The sequence below is a fragment of the Chryseobacterium sp. Leaf404 genome (genome assembly GCF_001424145.1).
GTDB lineage: Bacteria > Bacteroidota > Bacteroidia > Flavobacteriales > Weeksellaceae > Chryseobacterium.
This window is the reverse complement of sequence record NZ_LMQM01000004.1, coordinates 30,692-52,984: the sequence shown is the minus strand read 5'-3', so window position 1 is coordinate 52,984 and position 22,293 is coordinate 30,692. Positions and strand designations below refer to the sequence as shown.

The following is a 22,293-nucleotide window of genomic DNA, read 5'->3' as shown; positions in this document are numbered from 1 at the left end:
ATACATAAAAAATACCACAATTGTAATTGCGGTATTTTTCTCTGTTAATTTAGATAAAATTTAGTTGCTGTTTTCAAGTATTTTAAATTGACGTGCATTGATTTTATGTTCAACAACCTTATCAATGTATTCTGAATTCATCGCCCGCAGAACGGCCATATAATTCATGCTGAAATCAATATTGTCTCCCACGTGATAATCGCGTTCGTTGGTCGCAAGATCCAGAATCATCATATCTGAACTCGCCCCGATAATTTCAATTCCTGAAGAAAGTGGCTCGATATGTCTGATATCAACATCAAGGATTCCGACATCAACAATGGCGCGAAAAGAAGTCCTGCCTTTTTTCGTGCGATCATGCTGAGGCATTTCTCCAGTCAGGTTGGTTCCTGCATCACCTGCTGGAATCATTGGTTTTTCAACAATTTCAATAATTTCTGCAGTCAGTTTAAATACATCCTGATACATTTCGCTGATGACAGAATCGTTGTAAACATCTGTTCCGAAGAACAAAGTTTCGCCCACTCTGAAATGATTGATTCCTTCGGGAATTTTATCTTTAAAAATAAGCGGAATGGTCACCGATGAGCCTGCCGATATAAATGGAATTTTCGTCTGATGGATTTCTTCGGTAATTTCTTTGAAACGGTTGAGTTTGATGAGTTTTTTTTCATCCGGAAGTATTCCGTTAAGACAGTTGAGGTTGGTACCAATTCCCACAATTTCTATGTTTGGGATTTTTTTGGCCTCGCCATAGAACTGTGGAAGATTTTTGGCCATTATTCCTTCTCTTAATTCTCCCATTTCCACCATGATCACAATTTTGTGAATCTTTTTTTGATTGATGGCTTCTTCAGAAAGTGCTTTGATGGTATCCAGTTCAGTATTGAAACTCACATCTGCATATTTTACAATGCTTTCGGCTAATCTTTTTGCGGGTGGTTTTATATAAACCGTCTGTGTTTTGGGTGAAAGTTCTTTGATGTGACACAAATTGGTTAAACGTGAATCACAGAATTCCTTGTCGCAGATTTTTAAAAGACATTTCAGAAACTTTTCATTTCCGCAGAGCAGTTTTGCCACTACAGCCCATTCTATGTGGTGTTCTTCGAAAAGCTGATTAAGATAATTATAGTTATGATGTAATTTACTGGTATTTAAAGTGATATATGACATTTTATTTTTTTAACCGCATTTCAAGATATTTACTGGAGAATCCCAGTTTTCTGTATAAATGTATTGCCGGATTTTCCGGTTCACAGTGGAGTGCGATATCTCCCTGTGAAGATTCAATAGCCTGTTGCATCATTTGTTTTCCTATGCCTTGACCCCGTACATTTTTGTCGGTAGCAATGTAAACGAGGATGTTTTCGGGAATGTAGCGGCCCATGCCTGTTTTGTTGACGACGACGGCACCTGCCAGCTGATCTGTTTTTTCATCTCGTGCTGTGATGATAAGGCCGCCGGGTTTGTTGTCAAGTCCTAGCGAATAGCTGACAGCGTCCGAAATATCATTCTCCGGATCACCATATTGTTCAAGATGCTCAAAAAGAAAGTGAACGATCTCCTCTTTTTCGTTGGCGTTGGTTCTGTTTTCATCTGAATATTTTTGTATTGTTATCATAAAATTCTGTTATCCCGGATGCGGCAATGTAAGATCAAAACCAATCTGGTCCTGTGAAAAGTTTTTGCTCAGCTCCCTGTTTTTAAGGAACAGCAAAGGCACATCCGTGTAATTAATAATTTGTTTGAAAAAATTTTCCGAGAAAAACGACTTCCAGCTGTCTTCATCTTTGTAATTAAGAATGATAATGTCTGCACTGTCGTCCTCCGAAAATTTTGAAATCTGCGTAGCCTTGTTTCTCGTCAGTAAAAACTGAGAATCATAGTCCTGCGATTTTATGGCAATATTAGTTTTGGCGCGTTGATATGCTTCCTTGATTTGTACTACATCCTCATCGGTACTGATTCCCAAAAGACTTATTATGCCTTTGTTTCTTTTGGCAATGGCTATGGAAAGCTCAATTTTAGCCGCTAAATCTTCCAGTACCCGAACCGGAACGAGGATTTTGTCGAATGAGTATTTTTTACAGTTTTCCGGCACCAGTAAAACAGAACAGTTGGCATCGGTTAAGATTTGATAGGATAATGATCCTAAAACCAGCTGCACGAAATTCTGCTTTCCGGAGCTCCCGCAGATAACGAGATCTGCTTTTTCAGAGTAAATCACTTCGTTCATCCCATTCAGTAAACGGTCATTTGTGATGATTGATTTTATCTCCATTTTGGGATATTGAGCTTTTAAAGAAAATAGAAGTTCCTTTAATATCATCTGCGTTTTTTGATAATTATCGCTGATGGTTTCAGCACTTGTGACCTGTATTCCGGTGCGGTCAATGATTGCATGAGCGGTGATATTATGAAATAATATTATTTTAGCTTTATGTCGGGCGGCGATGTGTACAGCTATTTCGACTGCATTGTGTGATTTTGCGGTGAAATCAACCGCTACTAATATCGTACTGATTAAATCCTGCATTTTGGTATGAATAATAATTCAAAAGTGAGGAAGCAAAGTTAAAGAGTAAGTATTTTAAATCATGTCAGAAATGAGTACGGTTATGGTATATTTTATCTTTCTATGATTTATTTGAAATTAGTTTCTAAATTTTATCAACAAATAAATTTCTAATAGTTTGCAGTTATACAGACCGATGATTTTTATAAGGAGATTTATCATTTGAGATCAATACCAATATAATATTAATTTTAAACCTACATCTTTATATAATATGATCCTTAACAGAAAAAATATCTCCCTGAATGAATATCGGGATTTTTTTTTGTTTAAAAATGAAGCATTTAATAAAATGTTTTTATTTAAACTGAAAATTAACATAGTGTTAAATTATTAACAATGAATGATTTATAAATGTTTCGTGAAGAATAAAAGTGTGCAGGTAACAGCAGGATAGGAGAAATGAGTCATAAGTATACATTTAGGAAATCGTAACATGAGAAAAATCATATCAGGCTGATGATGCTTTCTCAGGTTTCAAAAAGAAGAAAAATTTTAAATAAATAATTAATAATCACCAGACAGAGAATGAGGAAATCAATCGTAGCTTTAGGTATTTTATTCGGTACCACAGGTTTTATCTTCGCACAGGAAAAAGACAGCATTACCAACAACAAGACAAAAGATATTGAGGAAGTTGTAGTAATCGCTTACGGCTCCCAAAAGAAAGGCGAAGTGACCGGTGCAGTAGGAAAAGTAAATGCGGCAAGTTTTAAAGACAGGCCCATCGCAAGAGTAGATCAGGCCTTAACAGGGCAAATTGCAGGGGTAAAAACCCGTGCAACTTCAGGAAAGCCGGGTGAAGCTTTAGAGGTGAGAGTTCGTGGAACGGCTTCAATTTCAGCAAATAATTCACCAGTGTATGTAGTAGACGGAATTGTAGTGGATGATATCGCAAACATTTCGCCGGATGATGTGCAATCGATTGACGTACTTAAGGATGCAGCTTCTACAGCAATGTACGGCTCCCGTGGTTCTAATGGTGTGGTGATTGTCACAACCAAAAAAGGAACATCAGGAAAACCTTCTTTTAGCTTCTCTCAATATTATGGCATTCAGACGATCGAGAAAAAACTTGATATCATGACGAGCTCAGAATGGATTGATTTTGCCTCTGAAGCAATTAACAAAAGATGGGTAGCTTTGGCTCCCGGAAATTTGGCTTCAGACAGTTATGCGAAAAGAGCGCAGTATTTTAATCTTGCGAATGCTACAGATTATAATCTTGCAAATATCAATTACATGATTGATCCTCGCTGGGGAACTAATCAGGTTGCAAACATAGACTGGCAGGATGCTTTTTACCGTCCGGCAGCCATTCAGAATTATCAGTTGGCAGTGCGTGGCGGTGGGAAAGGCGTGAAATATGCCATCTCCGGAGCGTATTTTGATCAGGAAGGTCTGGCGATTAATACGGGTTTTAACAGATTTAATCTAAGTGCGGCCATAGACGTTAATCTTACAGATAAAATAAAAGCGGGAATCACTTTACGCCCAAGTTATTCTCAAAGCTACGGAGCAACTGTTGACGGGAAAGATAACAATGCCCATAAAATGCTCTCCATGGTTCCGGTTGCAGAGCTTAGCGCCGGTCTTTACACCAATTTCTGGAAAAACTTGAGGTACAGATGGGCCGGTTCAACTCAGAGCCCCATCGGATTGATGGAAAATACCACCAATGATACCAATGAATTCAGATTGCTTTCAAGCTTGTATGTTTCTTATGACATTGCCAAAGGTCTGAATTTCAAACTTTCCGGAGGTGCAACCAATAATTTTAATATCAACACCGGCTATACACCTACTTTTGATTTAATTACAAATATACCGGGGCAGGTGAGTATCGGAAGCAGAAGAACAATTAACTACAACAGATACTTGGGTGAAGCTTTACTAAGCTATAAAAAATCTTTCGGAAGTCATGATTTTGATGCCATCGCAGGGTACAGTGCAGAAAATTACAGAACAACGTCACAGTATAACAGGAACAGAGGTTTTGCCAATGATGATTTGAGAACTTTCAACTTCACTCAGTCCGGAGCTGTTTTAAACTCTGAATATACAGCATCAGAATGGATGCTGGTCTCTATGTTTGGGCGTTTAAACTATAATTATAAAGGTAAATACATGCTTTCTGCAAGTATCCGTAGAGACGGATCTTCAAGATTCGGATGGAATAATCTCTGGGGAACATTTGCCGCATTTGGTGGAGGGTGGAAAATCGACAAAGAAGAATTTCTGCAGAATCAAAACTGGCTTAGCAACCTTAAATTAAGATACAGCTGGGGTGAAAACGGAAACAACTCCATCGGGGAATACAGAGCTTTCGGAACACTTGCCGGAGGAAATTATTCTTTCGGAGGTGCTTTGTCTAATGGTTTGATTCCAAACACCATCGCAAATCCTGATCTTACTTGGGAAAAAACAAGATCATCAGATTTTGGTTTTGAATTGGGGTTGTTTAAAAGAATTGATTTCACCGCAGATTATTACATCAAAAATACCAACGATCTTCTTTTGCAGGAGCCAATCCCTTCTATTACGGGATACAACATTATGTGGCGAAACGTAGGTTCTGTAAGAAATACCGGTCTTGAATTAGATTTAAACACAAAAAACTTAGTAGGTGCTTTTAGATGGAATACCTCGGCAAACATTGCTTTTAATGATAATAAAGTAACGAGGTTAGGAAATAACAACAAGCCTATCCCAACCGGTTATGACAATCTCAGCAATATTATTCAGGTGGGTGAAGAGCTCAATTCTTTCTATTTATATGAAGCCATCGGAGTACTTTCCACCGCAGATATCAACAATCCAGGTGTTGCAAAAACAGTAGGAGCTATTGCGGGAGACGTAAAATATCAGGACGCAAACGGCGACGGTAAAATTGATGAGAAAGACCGTCACATTATTGGTGGCCCGACGCCTGATTATTACTGGGGTTTAACCAATACTTTCTCTTATAAGAATTTCGATCTTTCCGTATTTTTCCAAGGGCAGAAAGGTGGATACAGCTATGCTTTGCTTGGTCGTGCAATTGACCGTACAAGTATGGGAACTACCAACAACGTAATGGGCAACTGGGCAAACCGCTGGCGTTCAGACGAAAACCCGGGAGACGGAAAAACACCAAGATTAGACGGTACTACAGGAGGCCTTCTGGATACAAGATGGTTATATGATGCTACCTACATTCAGCTTAAGAATATTACATTAGGGTATAATTTTGATCAGGATCTGGTAAGTAAACTTAAAATTTCCAATCTGCGTCTTTATGTGAGTTTAGAAAATGTGTGGAGAAAAGATCATTATTACGGTGGCTATAACCCGGAATCTGTGCAGTCAGACGGAACAGATTACGGTGCATATCCCAATGCAAAAGTCTACATGATGGGTATAAACTTTAACTTCTAAATTTTTTTTAAAATGAAAACTATCAACATTAAAAATAAATCTTTTTTACCTTTAAATTTTAAAACATTAGGTAAAGCCTTGCTCTTTGGAGCTTTAGTATTAGGAACAGTAAGCTGTGAAAAAGACCTGATGCTTGAGCCTGAAAACAATATTACGCAGACTTCTTTTTATACTACAGAACTACAGATCCAGCAGGCTGTATCGGGAGTGTATTCTGCTATGATCAATTCTTCTTCAAGAGGTGGTTTTGATGTCAATTATTATCTTTTGGCATCCGAAGTGCGTTCTAATAACTTTAATGCGATTTCTCAAAACGGAAACAGAGATTATTTTGCCATCAACCGTTTTCAGGACACTTCTTCCACAGAAGAGATGAATATTCTTTGGGATGATGCCTATCAGCTGATATCGTATGCCAATAATATTCTAGACAGAATTGATGCTGTTCCATTTGCAGACAATGCCGTTAAAGAACAGTACCGTGCCGAAACAAAATTTTTGAGAGCGTATGCTTACTTTGAGCTGATGAGAGCATTCGGAAAAGTGCCATTGGTAGACCGTCCTGTCACTCCAAATGAAGCTGCCGCAATACCGAGAACCGATCTTGCAACACTGTACAGCTTTGTTACCTCTGAAATAGAAGCGTCTGTTGCCGGGCTGAAAAATACCTACGATACCAAAAATAAAGGAAGAATTACCAAATCTGCAGCTCATGCGATGTTGGGAAGAATTTATCTTACAGGATACGGTTATCCTCTAAACAACAGTTCTTACCTCACCAAAGCTAAAGATCATTTGTTTGCTGTAATCCAGGTGGAAGGTCAGTTTGTAACTTTTGCGCCGAATTATGCAGATCTTTTTAAAAGTGCAAATGATAATAAGTATCATCTTTTTGAAATTCAGCACATCAGTGGCGGTCTTTCTCAGGGTTCCTACCTGCCGAGCTATGTGTCTCCTAATTTCGGAACTACAGATCCACTTTACAATGCACAGAATAGTCTTTACAGTTCTGCAGAACTGGGTGTTTCCACTTCACTTCTTAACTCTTATGAGACAGGAGATATCAGAAAAAACCTAACTACAAAAACTTCATTTATTGCACAGAACGGGCAGCCAGACAATGCCAATTATTTTATCAAATTCCGTGAGCCAGGGATTGTAATCAGTGGACGATATGACTGGCCTATAAATTTCCCAATCATCAGATATGCAGATGTGCTTTTGATGTATGCTGAGGTATTAAATTATCAGGGAAGTACAGCTGCCGCAGTTCCTTACCTGAACAGAATCCGTCAGAGAGCGGGGCTCACTGCGCTTCCAACATCTATCACAGCTGCCGATTTCACTACGGCACTGCGAAGAGAAAGAAGATCAGAATTTGCAGGTGAAGGTGTGTACTGGCACGATCTGGTAAGATGGAATATTGGAGTAGCGGTCATCAACGCTGCAGCTGCCGCAAACAACTATAATTTTACCATTACAACCAATGATTATCTGTATCAGATTCCGCTTAATCAGGTTCAGATTGCCGGATATGACCAGAATCCATAAAAAATCCTCTTATTTACATTGAATGATAAGAGTTCCCCGGGCCTTAGGTCTGGGGATTTTTTTTATTTCGTTGAAACAAAATTTTTATGAAAAGGAAATTTTTTTTGCAGAAAAGTAAATCATTTTACGAAAAAATACGAGCCTTTTTAAATTTCATAAAAATTAATTTCCCCGACCCTTCCTTCGACAAGCTCAGGACGACATGGGAGTTAATTTTGATGAAATTTTCAAGGCGTTTTTCCACCCTTTAGGGTTGGGGAAAAGAAAAATGATTTGAAAATTTATTTTTATCATTTTTAAACAGGCTCTAAGTGTAAAGCGTTTCAGAAGAGAAAAGTAATTCTTTAATCCCACAGAATTAGGAAGAAAAAAAGACAGGAATCACCATAAAGATTCTTTTGAGGATTACGAACATCCCAGAGGCCTGCCAAGATAACTGGAAACCGCTCTCCTCTACAAAAATCTTTTAATGATCCCTATCTGTTTTTACAGTTTTCGTTATGTTGAAATCTAACAAAAACTTGCCGTTACTTTTAATCCTGACTCTGTTTCATGATCAACGGAAAATTCCGTTTCTGCAAGACAGTAAGCTGATCGATCTGTTTTCTATTACAATGTTTTTGTGTTTTTTGCTGATTCAAAAACATAGATCACATCAGGTAATTTGATTTGTTAAAAAATTACAAAGTAAAGTCAACGGCCTGGACAGATTCATGCCAAATATGACAGGAAATACAAGACCAGAAATAAAATAAATTCACTCATCTTATTGGTTATACGGTTATAGTTTTAGATACCTCAAAAAATGATTTGTACACAATTTTTAAGAGGTAAAATCGTTTCAGCATTGATATCAGTGGATGTTTTATTTTTAAATGATATACAGCTGAACACAGTGTGATTTTATTGTTATGCTAAGATATGAATAGAAAATTCACAAGACAATCAGCAGTAGGTCTGATTATTAAATTTTCACGGATGAATTTTTAAATTTTTTACCAATATTGTATGTAATTAATTGATTTCAAGAGTTTTATTAGTTGTTGGGGCTGACAGCATTTTTACCCAAAACATTGAATTTTATCTTTAAAAAACAGTAAATTTGTTAAACATTTATTTAAATAACGATGCGATATAAAGCCTCAGCTCTCTTCATCTTTTTTTGCTTTACCTTTTTTCAGTCGCAGGCATATTATTCAGAGCTCAGAGATAAATACTGGGAATTTGATGAAAATGATACTAAAGCATTTCCTTACGTTAATATCTACATTAAATCTGCTAAAAAAGATAGAAATTACAAAGAGCTTTTTCAGGCTTACCATGATGCTATAAGATATACTCCAGATAAAAAACTGCAGTATGCAGATAGCGCAGTCACGGCAGCTAAACTTTCTAAAAATTCTGATATCATAGGGAACGCTTATCTGGCAAAGGGAAGCGTATATTATTTTACCCACCGAAAATTTAAACCGGCACTGCATGAGTATTTGACAGCCTACAGATACCTTGAAAATTCTGATGACGAGTACCTCAGGAAGCGCAATTTATATTACATCGGAGTTGTAAAAAGCTATCTTGGCTATTACAGCGAATCTGCTGAAATTTTTAAAAAAAGTACTACATTTTTTCAGTCTAAAACTAAAGGAAATCTACATCCCAATCTTATTTTTAATAATACAAAGGGATATCTCAATTCGCTTCACCAGCTGATTGTCTGTGAGCAGGCGATGGGCGATTATAAAAATGCAGTAATTCATACCAGCCAGGGCATAACAGATACTCCGCGAAACAGTGAGTTTGAGCAGGAACTCAGTTATTTCTATAAAACCAAAGGCATCAACGAAATCCATCAGAAAAATTATTCTGAAGCAATCAGCGATCTCAAAAAATCCATTCCGGCTCTCAAAAAAGTGAACGATTTTTCATGGATTTCAGCGATACACTATTATATAGGATTAAGCTACAGAAACAGTGGTGATGTAAAAGACGCAATTATCCATTACAAAGCTGTGGATTCTATATTTAACAGGCATAATTTTATCTTTCCCCAAACGAGAAAAAATTACGAAGAACTTATAGATTATTACAGAAAAAATAACGATCCCAAACAGGAATTATATTACACCAAACAACTTCTGAAGGTAGACAGCGTTCTCACCAATGATTTTAAATATCTCGCAGACCGTATCCACAGGGAGTATGACACCAAAACGCTGCTTAAGGCGCAGGAAAATCTGGAAGATAAAAACAGCTTCGCCGAGAAACTGGTAATTATCCTTTCAGTTGCTCTTTTGGTTTTGGGGGCGCTGGTTTTTTATTGGTTTAAAAGGAAAAAAGATCTGCAGAAAAAGTATAATCAAATATTGGAAGAACTTGAAACAGTAAGACCTGAAGTTACCAAACCTGAAGAAAAAAACAGTGAAAAAATTTCAAAACTTGATCCTGCAGTTATCAAAACTTTACAGGAAAAATTCAGGGAATTTGAAAAAGGAAAAAGATTTCTTGAAAAAGGTATTACTGCGGGAAGGCTTGCAGCAGAATTTGAGACTAATGCAACCTATTTTTCGCAGTTTGTAAGTGAGTTTAAAGACAGTAATTTCAATACTTATCTCAATAATCTCAGGATAAAATATGCTGTAGACCAAATTTACAACCATAAAGAATGGCGGAAATATTCTGTTGAAGATATTGCATTAGCCTGCGGATTCAGCAACAGGCAGAGTTTCTCCAATTTTTTTTACGAACAGAACGGAATGAGACCCGCAGAATTTCTAAAAAAGAGAAATGAAGAAGTTCAGGCAGAAAAAATACGGAAGGAGGAGAGTCTAAAGCCATAAATTGACTATTTTTTTTTACTAAGTGTTTAACTCTTTCATTTTTTGAAATGAAAAAATTGAAAGAAATTCATTCTTTGTTGATAACTTTTTTCCTCAGTTTATAGAATAAAAAATTAAATTTATCCCACTATTTTAGATTCAGAATTTTCACTCAAAAACTATTTCTACTCACAAATGAGAAACATTTTCAGATGGGCTGCGTTCATTGCAGCTTTTGCACTTTCATCCTGCCAGTCGTCTTCTGCACAGCAAATAGAGAATTTTCCATCAAAAATAGACAGTCTTGTAAAAATTAAAAACCCAAGGTCTTTCAATGGGGTAGTTTTTATTCAGCAGAACGGAAAAGAGATCTACTCCAAAGCTTGTGGATATTCAGATTTTAAAAGAAAATCTCTGTTGAAAATCTCTGATAAATTTTCCACCATGTCAATTGCAAAACAGATCACGGCAACTCTTATTCTGCAGGAAGTTGAAAAACAGAAAATTGATCTGAATGTACCAGTCCACACGTATTTACTTGATTTTCAATATTCATGGGCAGACAGTGTCACCGTTCATCAGTTGCTCAATCACACGGGTGGTCTGTACAGTGATGTTTTAAAACCTGAACTTAAGATTCAGCCTGGAACTGCATTCAGCTACTCAAACGTTGGTTATTCAGTCGCCGGAATGATTCTGGAAAAGCAAACCGGAAAAAAATTTGAAGATTTGGTGACAGCTTTATTCAAAAAAGTGAAGATGGCGAACAGTTTTTATTCCAATGAAAAAAACAGTAAATTATTGACCAAAGGGCATACCATCAAAAAAGACGGGACATTCAGATTAAACGAAAAAATAAGCTTTAAACCTGACTATTATTTTGGATCTTATTTAGTTGTCTCCGCTCCCGATTTGGCCAAATGGAACGAAGCCCTTCACAACGGAAAATTGCTGAAACCGGAAACTTACAGAATAATGACCAATTACACGGTAACCAATGCTCATCAGGTTTTCAGCGAAAATCCTATTGGTTACGGCTATGGATTAAGAATAAATGATAAAGCTGAAATTAACGAAATCGGTCACACAGGATTTCACCCAAGCGAGGGTTTTACGGCAGTGAATTTATACTATCCAAAAACCAAAACCAGCGTTGTCATCATGGAAAATGTGGCGAATGAAAATTTTGATATTGCTTATTATTTTGAGCAGGGTGTGAGGAAAATCTTGGTGGAAAGCGAGCTTTTAAAGTAGGATGAAATTTATTTTAAATCTAAAAGCCTTTTAAGAATATTAAAATAGTTTGAATATTGATTTTTAATAGTTTGATTCTTTGATTCTTGGTCAGGATGAGACCGTCAAATGTAATACTAACCTCTCAATTTAAAGGTGTCACTCTGAGCTTGCCGAAGAGTTTTTGAACCATATTATTTTTTATGGCTATTAACAAAAAAATAAAAAATCTTTAATTTGAAAATCTTTCAGTTACTGATTGCTGTTCTTATCTGTTCAAATTTGTATGGGCAGAAAACATTTGTCTTTTTAGGCTCATTCAATTGGGACAAAGAAAAAGAAGGAATTTTTGTGTACGAACTGGATACCGTAAGCGGAAATTTATCAAAAATGACCTCCGTAAAAAACATTCGCAATCCATCATTTTTGGCGCTTTCAAAAAGTGGGAAATACCTTTTCGCCTGTACAGACAGCAAAACTGAAAACAGCGGAAGTGTAAGCAGTTTTGAGTTTAATCCCAAAGATGCATCGCTCACGTTCATCAACAGCCAGAATAGCGGTGGTGAAAATCCTGTTTATCTGATGGCTCATCAGAGCGACAAATGGCTTGTCAACGGAAATTATACTGAAGGAAGCGCTTCTGTTTATCCAGTTTCTGAAAATGGAATTATTCAGCCTTTTGTTCAGAATTTTCAGTTCTCTGAAGGTAGTGTTAATAAAGACAGACAGGAGCGTGCTCATATTCATTCTACTGTTTTCTCGCCCGATTTTAAATATGTTTTTCTGCCTGATTTGGGAGCTGACAAAATACGGTGCTATCAGTTTGATGATAGCAAAAAAATGCCATTACTTCCCTGTGACGAACCATTTGTAAAAACAGTTCCGGGAAGTGGTCCAAGACATCTCACCTTTCATCCCAACGCAAAATTTGCTTATCTGATAGAAGAAATGGGAGGAGCACTAAGTGCTTATCAGTATGACAGCGGAAAATTGAAAAATATTCAGAGAATTGCAGCACATTCTGATGATTTGAAGCAGAATTTTGAAAGTTCAGACATTCATATTTCGCCGGACGGGAAGTTTCTATATGCCTCAAACAGAGGTTCTGAAAACAATTTTGCCATATTTTCAATTCAAAACGACGGTATTTTACGAAAACTTGGTTATCAGTCTACAAAAGGTAAACATCCGAGAGTTTTTGGCATAGATGAATCCGGAAAATTTTTAATTGCAGCTAACACAGGAACAGGAAAAGCAGTGGTATTTAAAAGAAATTCCAAAACCGGAATGCTGAGGAAAGCAGGTAAAAAGATTAAGATTGAAAATGTATCTGCAGTACAAATCAGAAGATATGACTTTTAGATAAAAAAAATCTCCCTCTACGCTGGGCGGTGAGGGAGATTTATGTTTTTTTTATTTTCCGAAAAATATTTTATCCTGCTTTCTCTGTTCGTTATATATCAGCTGAAAACTCACAGGCATATTTTGATATAAAATTTTCCACTGCTGGATTGTACCGTGTTTTCTGAAGCTTGAAAATGATCTCACAAAAATGTTTTCAATCACATCTTTCACGTAATCATCAGATTTTTTGTAAATCATATCCATCAGTTTCATGTGGTAGGCGATGATATTGATTTTAGATTCCATCAGAAGGTTTCTCAGATAATTGACTGTGGTCTGAATAATTCCTGCAAAGTTGTCTTTCAGAGACAGTTCAGAGATTTCACCGCGAAGTTTTGGGTAGAAAAATTTTAAATACTCAGCAGCGGTTTTCTGGTTTACAGATGGTTTTATGTCTTTCATTATTTTTTAAAATTTCAGCTCTCAGAGTGCAGCGAAATGTGTACCAGCAAATGTTAATATCAGCTTTTTTAAGAAAATTTTAATTAAAAAAATATCAGCAGAAAATCTTGATAAAAATCTATCTTTGCAAACCATAAAAAATCATTGATGTTTACAAAAATTGTTGTCCACAGAGTCGGAAATAAAATCAACGGAGAGTCACTTACCCTTTCACAGGAAGAACTTGAGCTGGACGAAGGTACAATGGAAATGCTGGAGAATTATTTTCTGGGCTCATTCAAATCTGAAGAGACTTACCAGTTTTACAGCGATACTTATTTGGTAAACAATCCTGTGTACAGCGCAGTTTCAGAAATTTTTGAAGATAAAGAAAAATTTCTCTGGGAAGCAGAAAATATTGCGAAACATCTTTTTGAAGCCGCAGAAAACCCAAGAGTTCAGGGGGGAGAACTGTTTATTGTTTTTTTCGAAGACGAAAGGGAAAGCGACGAGAGGGTAGATAAGATAGGAATTTTCAAAACTGAAAAAAGAGATTCTTTCCTGAAAATTTTTCCTAAAAATGAAACTTTCGAGCTGGAAAAAGACCAGGGAATCAGCCTTTCTAAGATAGATAAAGCAGCCTTGATCTACAACAATGGTAAAGAAAGCGGATACGTACTTTCTGTGGTAGACAACAACAAAAACGGTGATATGTATTACTGGTTTGAAGATTTCCTGAAAGTAAAGCAGCGCGATGACGAATATTTTCACACTCAGGAAGCTCTGATGGTTTATAAAGACTACATCACGAAGCAGCTTCCACAGGAGTTTGAGGTTTCTAAAGCAGATCAGGCAGATTTTTTGAATCAGTCTATTAATTTCTTTAAAGAAAAAGAAGAATTCAAATTAGACGATTTTGCTGCTGAAGTGCTGAAAGATGAGCATGTGATAGAGAGTTTTAATAATTTTAAAACAGACTACGAGCAGGAAATGCAGATCAATATTGCTGAAGAATTTCCCATCAGTGAAGCCGCAGTAAAAAAAACGCAGAGACACTTCAAGAGCATCATCAAACTGGATAAAAATTTCCATATTTACATTCACGGCGACCGGAAAATGCTGGAGCAGGGTCAGGATGAGAAGGGTAAATATTACATGCTTTATTTCGATAAAGAGGTGTAAAATTGACCCGTACCCTTTGCAGACTTTTCAACAATAAATTTTTATTTTAACGAAAATTAAATTCTACAGTAAATTTACAAAATAGAATCTCAATCATAATCTACAGACATCTTTTATATGTATATTTGATGCCTTATATAGTAATATGAATTTCGTAGAATGCCATGAAGAGCCCATTCATATCCCTGGGCATGTGCAAGATTTTGGATATCTCATTGGTATTTGTTCAGATTCTGAGACCATAAATTTTTGCAGTAAAAATATCTCAGAAATCTTTAATATCAGTGCAGAAGCGCTTTTAGGTAAGAAAATTTCAGATATTTCTCATATCAATCAGATACTGTCTTCTTCGGATATTTACAGTACAGTGAGTGATTATACCAAAAGAGAAAACGAAACTTATTTTGATAAAATTTTTATCAATCAGGAAAAATACCACTTCTCACTTTTCAGAAATGGAACTAATATTTTCCTGGAATTTGAAAAAGTAATTGAAAACCCTTACAAAAGAATTACCAATAAATATGATAATTTCTATATCATAGAAAATGATCAGGGAATTTGGGATCAGTTGCTCAGCACCCTTTCAAACATCATAAATTATGACCGCATCATGGTGTATAAATTTATGAATGATGGCTCCGGTAAAGTAATTTCAGAAATTAATAACGATGTTTTAGAAAGTTATTTCGGTTTACACTATCCCGAGCAAGATATCCCGAGACAGGCGAGAGAACTTTATCTCAAAAAACGGAAAAGAATTTTCAGCAATGTTTATTCAGAACCTGTTGAAATAATCAGTAAATCAGATACACCTATAGATCTTACCTACACCAGTGCGAGAGCTATGTCTCCTATACATGGGCAGTATGTAAAGAATTCTGGGGCGTCTTCCAGCTTCAGTATATCCATTATCATAGATGATAAACTGTGGGGTCTGGTAACATGCCAGAATAAAGCAGCCAAACACATTGATCTTGAAGACCGTGTGCAGGCAGGTATTTTTACTGTATTGGCATCTAATGCCTATTCATCATACAAGTCTAAAAGAGATCTTGAATACCAGATGGATCTGGACGTAAAACTGTCTTTTCTGAAAGCTGAATTTTTAAAATACAATACACTTTTTGAAAGCCTGGCCTCCAACAAAAGGGAACTGAGAAATCTGCCTAAAGCGGATGGTTTTGCGGTGATTTCGGATGGAGATAAGATTACAGATGGCATTGTTCCTCCGTATGAAACCATTCAGAAGATTGTAGACTGGGCTTATGACAATACAGAAGAAAATATTTTCATCAGCAGCAGCTTTTTGAAAGACCATGGTGAAGAACTGGATCTTGATGAAAAATCTGGCGGTGTAATAATCTATTTTGTAGAGAGGAGTAAGAATGAAATCTTAATCTGGTTCCGAAAAGAATTTGACGAGCATATAGACTGGGCAGGAAATCCTGAAAAGAAAATCGAAATATTCTCTAAAAATGGGGTGGATATAAAAACTGTTTCGCCCAGAAACTCTTTTCACATCTTTACAGAAAATATCAAAGGTCATTCTAAAAGATGGAGTTCTAAAAGTGATTGTGCCGTTAAAGCCATCAGAGATTTGATTTTGGGAACTTCTCATAAGCAGTACATTATGATCAAAAAGCTGAATGATCAGCTTAAAAAAGTGAACGAAGAGCTGGACAGTTTTTCTTACACAATATCGCATGACTTGGGTACACCGCTTACCGTGATGAAACTCAATGCGCAAATGCTTCTGAAAGGTCTGCCTAATGCTGAGGAGAAAGATAAAAAGAAGGTACAGTCTATCATTTCAGAGATTGATAATATGGCAGAGATGATGCAGAATGTGCTCCAGCTCAGCCGTGCGAAACACAGCGAGATTCTTCTTGAAAAAATTGAGACCGAAAGCACCATAGAAAAAATTACGGAGAATGCTATAATGACCTACAATACACCACACAGCACTGTGATTATTAAAGAGTGTCCTGAGGTTTTGGCAGACCGTACCATGCTGCATCAGGTGTTTTTGAATGTAATCAACAACGCAATAAAATACTCTTCCGGAAGTGCTGAACCTCTGATAGAAATTGAAGGTTCTGAAAATGGAGACTACATCATCTACCGTATCAAAGACAACGGAATCGGGATTCCTGAAACTGAAAAACATAAAATGTTTAAAATTTTCAATAGAATGGATAATGCCAAAAAATTCAAAGGGAATGGGGTAGGTCTGTCTATTGTTCACAGAATTATGAACAGATTGGGCGGAAATGTAGATTATGAAAGCAGTAATGAAGGAACCTGTTTTATTTTAACGTTTCAAAAACCTAAATTTGCTGAAATATAATTCTATTGGCAAATTTAAAGATGGTTTCAGAATATCTTAAACACAACACGGCAGATCTTCACGATGCCGCAGAAAAACTTTTCAGCTCAGACAAAATTTTCAACAAAACTTTTACTTTTGATGATTATAAAAAAATAATCAGAAACAACTATCGGATGCTTTTAAATGCTGAAAATGAAATTTTTGAAACTCTATCTGAGGGTTTTTCAGAAAAACTTCAACTTGAGCAGAGAAAAAAACTTCCATTAATACAGAAAGATCTTGAAAATCTGTCACTTGAAAGCGAACATGCTTCGCAACCTGTAATTATTGCAAACCAAAATGAGGCTTTGGGAATGATGTACGTAATCGAAGGCTCTACTTTGGGCGGAAACGTGATTGCCAAACAACTATCAAAAACAGAGGGTTTTGAAAATGTGAACTTTAATTTCTTTGGATGTTATAAAGAAAATACCGGTGCCATGTGGAAAAATTTTAAAGAAGTGCTGGATTCTGAGGTGAAAGAAGAAAACTACAGCGAAGTTCTTTCCGGTGCAAAAAAACTTTATACACTTTTGCTCAATCTAAACTGAGCTAATTTATATCAGTTTTTGGTTTGCCAAAAAATACTTATCTTTTCGCTACATAATTTTAATCAAATTTAAAACTTTAAAAAGTACAAACAATGAAAGTAACCGTTGTAGGAGCAGGTGCTGTAGGAGCAAGCTGCGCAGAGTATATCGCAATGAAAAACTTCTGTTCAGAAGTAGTTTTGGTAGACATTAAGGAAGGTTTCGCAGAAGGAAAAGCAATGGATCTTATGCAGACTGCGTCATTAAATGGTTTTGATACCAAAATTACAGGTACTACAGGAGATTACAGCAAAACTGCAGGTTCGCATATTGCGGTAATCACTTCAGGTATCCCAAGAAAACCGGGAATGACGAGAGAAGAGCTCATCGGGATTAATGCAGGTATCGTGAAAGAAGTTACAGAAAACCTCGTGAAAAATTCACCGGAAGTAATCATTATAGTGGTTTCTAACCCGATGGATACCATGGCTTATCTGGTGCACAAAACTTCTGGACTTCCTAAGCACAAAATCATTGGTATGGGTGGTGCATTAGATTCAGCAAGATTCAAATACAGATTGGCAGAAGCTCTTGAAGCTCCTATCTCTGATGTAGACGGGATGGTAATTGCTGCACACAGTGATACGGGGATGCTTCCTCTTTTGAGCAAAGCCACCAGAAACGGTGTTCCTGTTTCAGAATTTTTGAGTGAAGATCAGCAGAAATATGTATTGGAAGAAACTAAAGTGGGTGGCGCTACGCTGACCAGGCTTTTAGGAACTTCAGCATGGTATGCACCGGGAGCGGCAGTTTCTGTGATGGTTCAGGCAATCGCATGTGACCAGAAAAAAATGATTCCTTGTTCTTTAATGCTTGACGGAGAGTACGGTGAATCTGATATCTGTCTTGGTGTTCCGGCAATTATCGGGAAAAACGGTGTTGAAAGTATCGTAAATATCTCTTTAACTGAAGAGGAAAAAGCAAAATTTGCTGAAGCCGCAAAAGCAGTAAGAGAAGTGAATGGCGATTTGGGATTTTAAGCTTTAATTAATTCCCTAAGATAAAAATCGGTGCAACGTAGAGTGCGCCGATTTTTTTTATACCTGTTACGAATTATTTAACTATATTTATGAATAAGTAATTGCAATTCCTTATGTACGATGTCACCAATCAACTGAAGAAAACGGGTTTCAGCATAAACAAATTATCACATATTATTGAACGCAATAATGGAAGTCTTCACATCAATACGCAGGAATACTTTTGTATTATTGTGACGATGGATGATTTTGAAATAAGCGTTCAGGGCAGAGAATTTAAAATAAAAGAAGGGAGTATGCTTTTTGCAGGGCCATACAAAGAGGTGTCTTTCAAAAATGTGGAAGGCAGGGAAATTTATAATATCGCATTTTCAGCTGCATTTTACGAGCAAAGTTCTTTTGATTCTCTCCTTTTAAACTCTACCATATTTTTTAATTATGATTCTGATGTGCTGGTGGTTCCCATCAATCCTGCAAAAGAAATTCTGCGGCAGTTTATTATAGACCGCTTGTCTCAGTTTCACGGAAAAAGCGAAACACTTTACATCTCTGCTGCTCATCATACAGTGAAGGCTCTGATTTTAGATGCAATGCTTTTTGCGGATGATCATCACATGGAGATCACAGATAATCTGGATTATGTTTCATGTGTTAACCGTTTCAGGGTGCTTTTACAGAAAGATTTTAAAGATTATAAAATTGTTTCCCATTACGCAAAAGCTCTGAACATGACATCCAGGAAACTTACAGAGATGACAGAGTTTGTAACAGGAAAGACTGCAAAACAGATCATCACAGAAAAAGTGATTTCTGAATGCTACAAAATGTTGCGGTACAGTGGCTTTACCATCTCAGAAATTTCTTACAGACTGGGTTTCTCAAATGAAGGCAACTTTACCCATTTTATTAAGAAAAACACAGGAAAAAATCCGAGTGAAATAAAAAACGCAGAGTTTTCAACGGTAAAAAATGCAGTTTGATTCTCATTTGCACTGTTTATTGGAAATTATTCGCAGTGAAAATGTGACATATACTATATTTTTTTCTGATCCACAGTTCGTGCTTCATTTTTATGCAGTTTTTTCAATTTCCTTTATATAAAGTTATACTTTCTGTATCTTATCTTTATTTTTTTTTTAGCGATTATTTAAATATTAGTGATATAGTTTATCAGGTCTTTTTTTTTATAATTAAACAAAGATATATTTGTTTAATTAATGAAATAATTATAGCTATTTTGCAAATTTATCAAAAAAAATTTCCCGTAATTTTAACTGTAAAAGAATAAGTACAATTAATTTATCTTTTTTTACAACCTGTTATGATCACAGTCACAGTACATTTATTCTTGTTCTCCAAAAATTATTTCTGTTGTTATCTAAAAATGGTAAAGCAGATCTATGTAAAAATCCCAAGGTTCTTTTCTGAGATTTTCATCATTTAGTCTTCATCACCGTATCTCTATGCTATACATTGTATTAAAACCGGAGTGCACAGGTAGCAATAGATATTTTCATTGATGAAACACTTAAAAAAAAGAAAAAATGTTACACTACCTTCAAAACAATGCTGTGACCAGTAATTCCTGTTGATTGGTTAAACCTGATCAAAAATTTCCCAAACACTAAGCTATTTAATTTCGAAAACCGACTGTGCCTTGCATTCGCATTGTATACTTCAACTCACTGATTTTACTTTAAAAAAGTAATATGCAATTTTTTCTCCTGAAGATTTTGCAGGTATACTTTTTTGTCAAAAAATACTGAATTGTTAAAACTAAAAAACTGACTGTACCAAAAGTACCGTCGTAGAAAATCTTTGCTCATGAATAAAATAAATTTAATTTTCTATCTGTCTGTTTTAGTATTGTTTAATACAGGATTTAATGCTAAGGCTGTCTTTTTTGAAGGCTTCAGAACGGCAACATCAAGGTAGACTTCATCGTATATGCCCGCAGGCAGTTTTGTCTTTGGTTCACCTTACAGCGCATCTGCAAATAACGTGTATGATTCTTAGATGACAGACAACAATCATTATGCGGTAGTGGCTCCGGGATACATCAGATCTCAGGTGAAGAATGATCCTAATGATTTCTATTTGTGGACGGCAGCTTATAACGCTACAGGCGCCGCTGCTGCAGGTGCCACTTCGCAAACCACCATTGTGAGAGATATGTCTGGAACATCAATCGGAGCGGTAATGGTGATCAATGCGGGTACTACACTCACGCCCTTTTACCAGAGAGCAGCAACTGTGGATCTGCGCGCAACTTATAAAGTTTCTTTTAATACCTACGTAGTAAACAGCCCTGTGTGGATTACTCTCGATATAAGAGATGTAGCCAACAACGCGGTCCTCGGCACTGTAAATGCCGGATACACAGCCACTCCGAATCTGCTGGCAAACTGGGGAATGCCACAGAACTGTACTCCAAAATGCCTGCAATGATAACGGCATGTGTGGGAAATCAGGTGAAAATTTCTTTGAGGAGTAGCCTTGCTCAAAATGCCAATAATGATTTTTATATTGATAATATCAGACTTGAAAAGATAGCCGCCACACCTGCCAATATCATAACCGTGTCATGTCCTACCAACTATTCACCTTGATTCTGATGGCGATGGTCTTGCAGATATTTGTGATCTTGATGATGATAACGATGGTATTCTTGATATTTTTGAAAACGCCTGCGTTTTAAATGGTCAAACTGTGAGAATAGGGTATATTCCAAATTCGCGGGATACAGATGGCGATAACGGTTATACTTTTGATGGGCAGTACATGAATGGCTCCGGAACTTTAAAATTGCAGAATACCGCCAATTTCGGCACAAATGGAATGGTAAAAGCCAATATTGTTTTGGTCCTAATGACGGGAACTATCACAAAAGCCTCCATTGTAAATGCAAATCTTAATGCTGTTTTTCTTGGAGGGATAGATAATTCCGTAAATTCATATCTGTCTGCTGCAGAGCTGGATGCTGTAAAAGACTGGTCTGATGATGCGGCGCAGAACTTTTTAGTCGTTACCCAGATTCAGTCTCTGGCCTGGGGCGCTACCATCACACAGGGAAATCAAAACCCAGACAGGCCAACTGCTTATGGTGCAGTGTCACCTATTCTCAACGGTCCTTTCGGTACAATTACACAAGTTAATCAAAACGGGAGCTATCAGGCTTATTTTAATACCAGCAATTCTGTATGCTCGCCACAGCCATTAGCTACAGATAATAACGATAGGCCAGTAATGTACATCGACGGTCTTTATAATGATTTAATTATAGCAGATGTGGATATTCTAACAAACCTGGGAGGTGTCAATGTCTCTAACGGAAGCTCAATTTCTACAAATGGAGACAGACTTTTTGCCAATATCTGGGCATTTGTAGTGCAGCAGTCTTACTGCGGTGATTTAGATACCAACAATAATGGTGTCCCAAACAGATTAGATCTTAATTCTGATTATGATACCTGCCTGGATGCCATAGAAGGGGATGAAAACGTAAAGTATTCTCAAATAAGTACCACTGGCAGAATTACCGGAAACGTAGATGCTGATGGTATTCCGGTACTTGTAAACTCTGGTGGCCCAGCAGATATTGGAGGTGATGCCGGCCAGGGAATTGGTTCTTCACAGGATTCAGATTTAGACGGCTGCGTCTGCTACAAAAATACTCAGCTTACGGGAACCATTTTAGATACAAATTCAGGTATTACTTCTTTACAGAGAGCAGGTTCGGTAAACTGAAACTGGCCAATGGTGAGAAAAGGAGCATGGACTGCCCTTGAAT

General features: G+C 36.7%; 17 protein-coding genes. 13 read left to right on the top strand and 4 right to left on the bottom strand.

What is annotated here, in order from left to right:
- Window positions 1-60 precede the first annotated feature (60 nt).
- The 3 genes from ASG31_RS04980 to ASG31_RS04970 are packed head-to-tail and all read right to left on the bottom strand — an operon-like array spanning window position 61 to window position 2,539.
- Window positions 61-1,176 (bottom strand): alanine racemase, encoded by a 1,116-nt coding sequence (locus ASG31_RS04980; RefSeq protein ID WP_056028801.1) that lies wholly within the window; start codon window positions 1,174-1,176, stop codon window positions 61-63.
- A 1-nt stretch (window position 1,177) separates the two neighbouring features.
- Window positions 1,178-1,624, bottom strand: a complete 447-nt coding sequence (locus ASG31_RS04975) for a GNAT family N-acetyltransferase (protein ID WP_056028799.1) — start codon at window positions 1,622-1,624, stop codon at window positions 1,178-1,180.
- 9 nt (window positions 1,625-1,633) lie between these two features.
- Complete coding sequence (locus tag ASG31_RS04970; protein ID WP_056028797.1) at window positions 1,634-2,539, bottom strand: universal stress protein; 906 nt, start codon at window positions 2,537-2,539, stop codon at window positions 1,634-1,636.
- A gap of 567 nt (window positions 2,540-3,106) precedes the next feature.
- Here ASG31_RS04970 and ASG31_RS04965 point away from each other — a divergent pair.
- From ASG31_RS04965 to ASG31_RS04945, 5 genes are all read left to right on the top strand, one after another.
- Window positions 3,107-5,995, top strand: a complete 2,889-nt coding sequence (locus ASG31_RS04965; protein ID WP_056028795.1) for a SusC/RagA family TonB-linked outer membrane protein — start codon at window positions 3,107-3,109, stop codon at window positions 5,993-5,995.
- Between the two features lie 12 nt (window positions 5,996-6,007).
- Window positions 6,008-7,546, top strand: coding sequence for a RagB/SusD family nutrient uptake outer membrane protein (locus tag ASG31_RS04960; protein WP_056028793.1), 1,539 nt, complete (start codon window positions 6,008-6,010; stop codon window positions 7,544-7,546).
- A gap of 1,127 nt (window positions 7,547-8,673) precedes the next feature.
- Window positions 8,674-10,383 (top strand): helix-turn-helix domain-containing protein, encoded by a 1,710-nt coding sequence (locus tag ASG31_RS04955; RefSeq protein ID WP_056028791.1) that lies wholly within the window; start codon window positions 8,674-8,676, stop codon window positions 10,381-10,383.
- Between the two features lie 174 nt (window positions 10,384-10,557).
- Window positions 10,558-11,616, top strand: a complete 1,059-nt coding sequence (locus tag ASG31_RS04950) for a serine hydrolase domain-containing protein (protein ID WP_056028789.1) — start codon at window positions 10,558-10,560, stop codon at window positions 11,614-11,616.
- A gap of 216 nt (window positions 11,617-11,832) precedes the next feature.
- On the top strand, window positions 11,833-12,957 hold the full coding sequence (locus ASG31_RS04945; RefSeq protein WP_185113193.1) for a lactonase family protein: 1,125 nt from the start codon (window positions 11,833-11,835) through the stop codon (window positions 12,955-12,957).
- Between the two features lie 51 nt (window positions 12,958-13,008).
- Here the strand turns inward: ASG31_RS04945 and ASG31_RS04940 are convergent, their stop codons facing one another.
- Window positions 13,009-13,401: a hypothetical protein gene (locus ASG31_RS04940; protein WP_056028785.1), complete on the bottom strand. Its 393-nt coding sequence runs from the start codon at window positions 13,399-13,401 to the stop codon at window positions 13,009-13,011.
- Window positions 13,402-13,548: 147 nt separating this feature from the next.
- Here ASG31_RS04940 and ASG31_RS04935 point away from each other — a divergent pair, with 147 nt between their 5' ends.
- The 8 genes from ASG31_RS04935 to ASG31_RS04900 all read left to right on the top strand — a co-directional run bounded on the left by ASG31_RS04935 (window position 13,549) and on the right by ASG31_RS04900 (window position 22,250).
- Window positions 13,549-14,562, top strand: a complete 1,014-nt coding sequence (locus ASG31_RS04935) for a nucleoid-associated protein (RefSeq protein WP_056028783.1) — start codon at window positions 13,549-13,551, stop codon at window positions 14,560-14,562.
- Window positions 14,563-14,707: 145 nt separating this feature from the next.
- Window positions 14,708-16,912, top strand: a complete 2,205-nt coding sequence (locus ASG31_RS04930) for an ATP-binding protein (protein ID WP_056028781.1) — start codon at window positions 14,708-14,710, stop codon at window positions 16,910-16,912.
- 5 nt (window positions 16,913-16,917) lie between these two features.
- Window positions 16,918-17,484 carry a biliverdin-producing heme oxygenase gene (locus ASG31_RS04925; protein ID WP_231433816.1) on the top strand — a complete coding sequence of 189 codons (567 nt, stop codon included), beginning with the start codon at window positions 16,918-16,920 and terminating at the stop codon, window positions 17,482-17,484.
- Between the two features lie 92 nt (window positions 17,485-17,576).
- Complete coding sequence (locus ASG31_RS04920; RefSeq protein ID WP_056028777.1) at window positions 17,577-18,503, top strand: malate dehydrogenase; 927 nt, start codon at window positions 17,577-17,579, stop codon at window positions 18,501-18,503.
- Window positions 18,504-18,616: 113 nt separating this feature from the next.
- Entirely contained in the window at window positions 18,617-19,483 is an 867-nt protein-coding gene (locus ASG31_RS04915; RefSeq protein ID WP_056028775.1) for a helix-turn-helix domain-containing protein, read from the top strand.
- A 1,036-nt stretch (window positions 19,484-20,519) separates the two neighbouring features.
- Window positions 20,520-20,951, top strand: coding sequence for a hypothetical protein (locus ASG31_RS04905; protein WP_056028771.1), 432 nt, complete (start codon window positions 20,520-20,522; stop codon window positions 20,949-20,951).
- Window positions 20,948-21,112 (top strand): hypothetical protein, encoded by a 165-nt coding sequence (locus ASG31_RS18515; protein ID WP_157844441.1) that lies wholly within the window; start codon window positions 20,948-20,950, stop codon window positions 21,110-21,112. The genes ASG31_RS04905 and ASG31_RS18515 overlap by 4 nt, the downstream gene beginning before the upstream one ends.
- 100 nt (window positions 21,113-21,212) lie before the next feature.
- Complete coding sequence (locus ASG31_RS04900) at window positions 21,213-22,250, top strand: hypothetical protein (protein WP_056028769.1); 1,038 nt, start codon at window positions 21,213-21,215, stop codon at window positions 22,248-22,250.
- The last annotated feature ends 43 nt before the right edge of the window (window positions 22,251-22,293 follow it).

Excerpts from the sequence above, each read along its gene's own strand:
- ASG31_RS04980 (WP_056028801.1), bottom strand. The coding sequence starts at position 1,176 with ATGTCATATATCACTTTAAATACCAGTAAATTACATCATAACTATAAT.
- ASG31_RS04975 (WP_056028799.1), bottom strand. The coding sequence starts at position 1,624 with ATGATAACAATACAAAAATATTCAGATGAAAACAGAACCAACGCCAAC.
- ASG31_RS04970 (WP_056028797.1), bottom strand. The coding sequence starts at position 2,539 with ATGCAGGATTTAATCAGTACGATATTAGTAGCGGTTGATTTCACCGCA.
- ASG31_RS04965 (WP_056028795.1), top strand. The coding sequence starts at position 3,107 with ATGAGGAAATCAATCGTAGCTTTAGGTATTTTATTCGGTACCACAGGT.
- ASG31_RS04960 (WP_056028793.1), top strand. The coding sequence starts at position 6,008 with ATGAAAACTATCAACATTAAAAATAAATCTTTTTTACCTTTAAATTTT.
- ASG31_RS04955 (WP_056028791.1), top strand. The coding sequence starts at position 8,674 with ATGCGATATAAAGCCTCAGCTCTCTTCATCTTTTTTTGCTTTACCTTT.
- ASG31_RS04950 (WP_056028789.1), top strand. The coding sequence starts at position 10,558 with ATGAGAAACATTTTCAGATGGGCTGCGTTCATTGCAGCTTTTGCACTT.
- ASG31_RS04940 (WP_056028785.1), bottom strand. The coding sequence starts at position 13,401 with ATGAAAGACATAAAACCATCTGTAAACCAGAAAACCGCTGCTGAGTAT.
- ASG31_RS04935 (WP_056028783.1), top strand. The coding sequence starts at position 13,549 with ATGTTTACAAAAATTGTTGTCCACAGAGTCGGAAATAAAATCAACGGA.
- ASG31_RS04930 (WP_056028781.1), top strand. The coding sequence starts at position 14,708 with ATGAATTTCGTAGAATGCCATGAAGAGCCCATTCATATCCCTGGGCAT.
- ASG31_RS04920 (WP_056028777.1), top strand. The coding sequence starts at position 17,577 with ATGAAAGTAACCGTTGTAGGAGCAGGTGCTGTAGGAGCAAGCTGCGCA.
- ASG31_RS04915 (WP_056028775.1), top strand. The coding sequence starts at position 18,617 with ATGTACGATGTCACCAATCAACTGAAGAAAACGGGTTTCAGCATAAAC.
- ASG31_RS04905 (WP_056028771.1), top strand. The coding sequence starts at position 20,520 with ATGACAGACAACAATCATTATGCGGTAGTGGCTCCGGGATACATCAGA.
- ASG31_RS18515 (WP_157844441.1), top strand. The coding sequence starts at position 20,948 with ATGATAACGGCATGTGTGGGAAATCAGGTGAAAATTTCTTTGAGGAGT.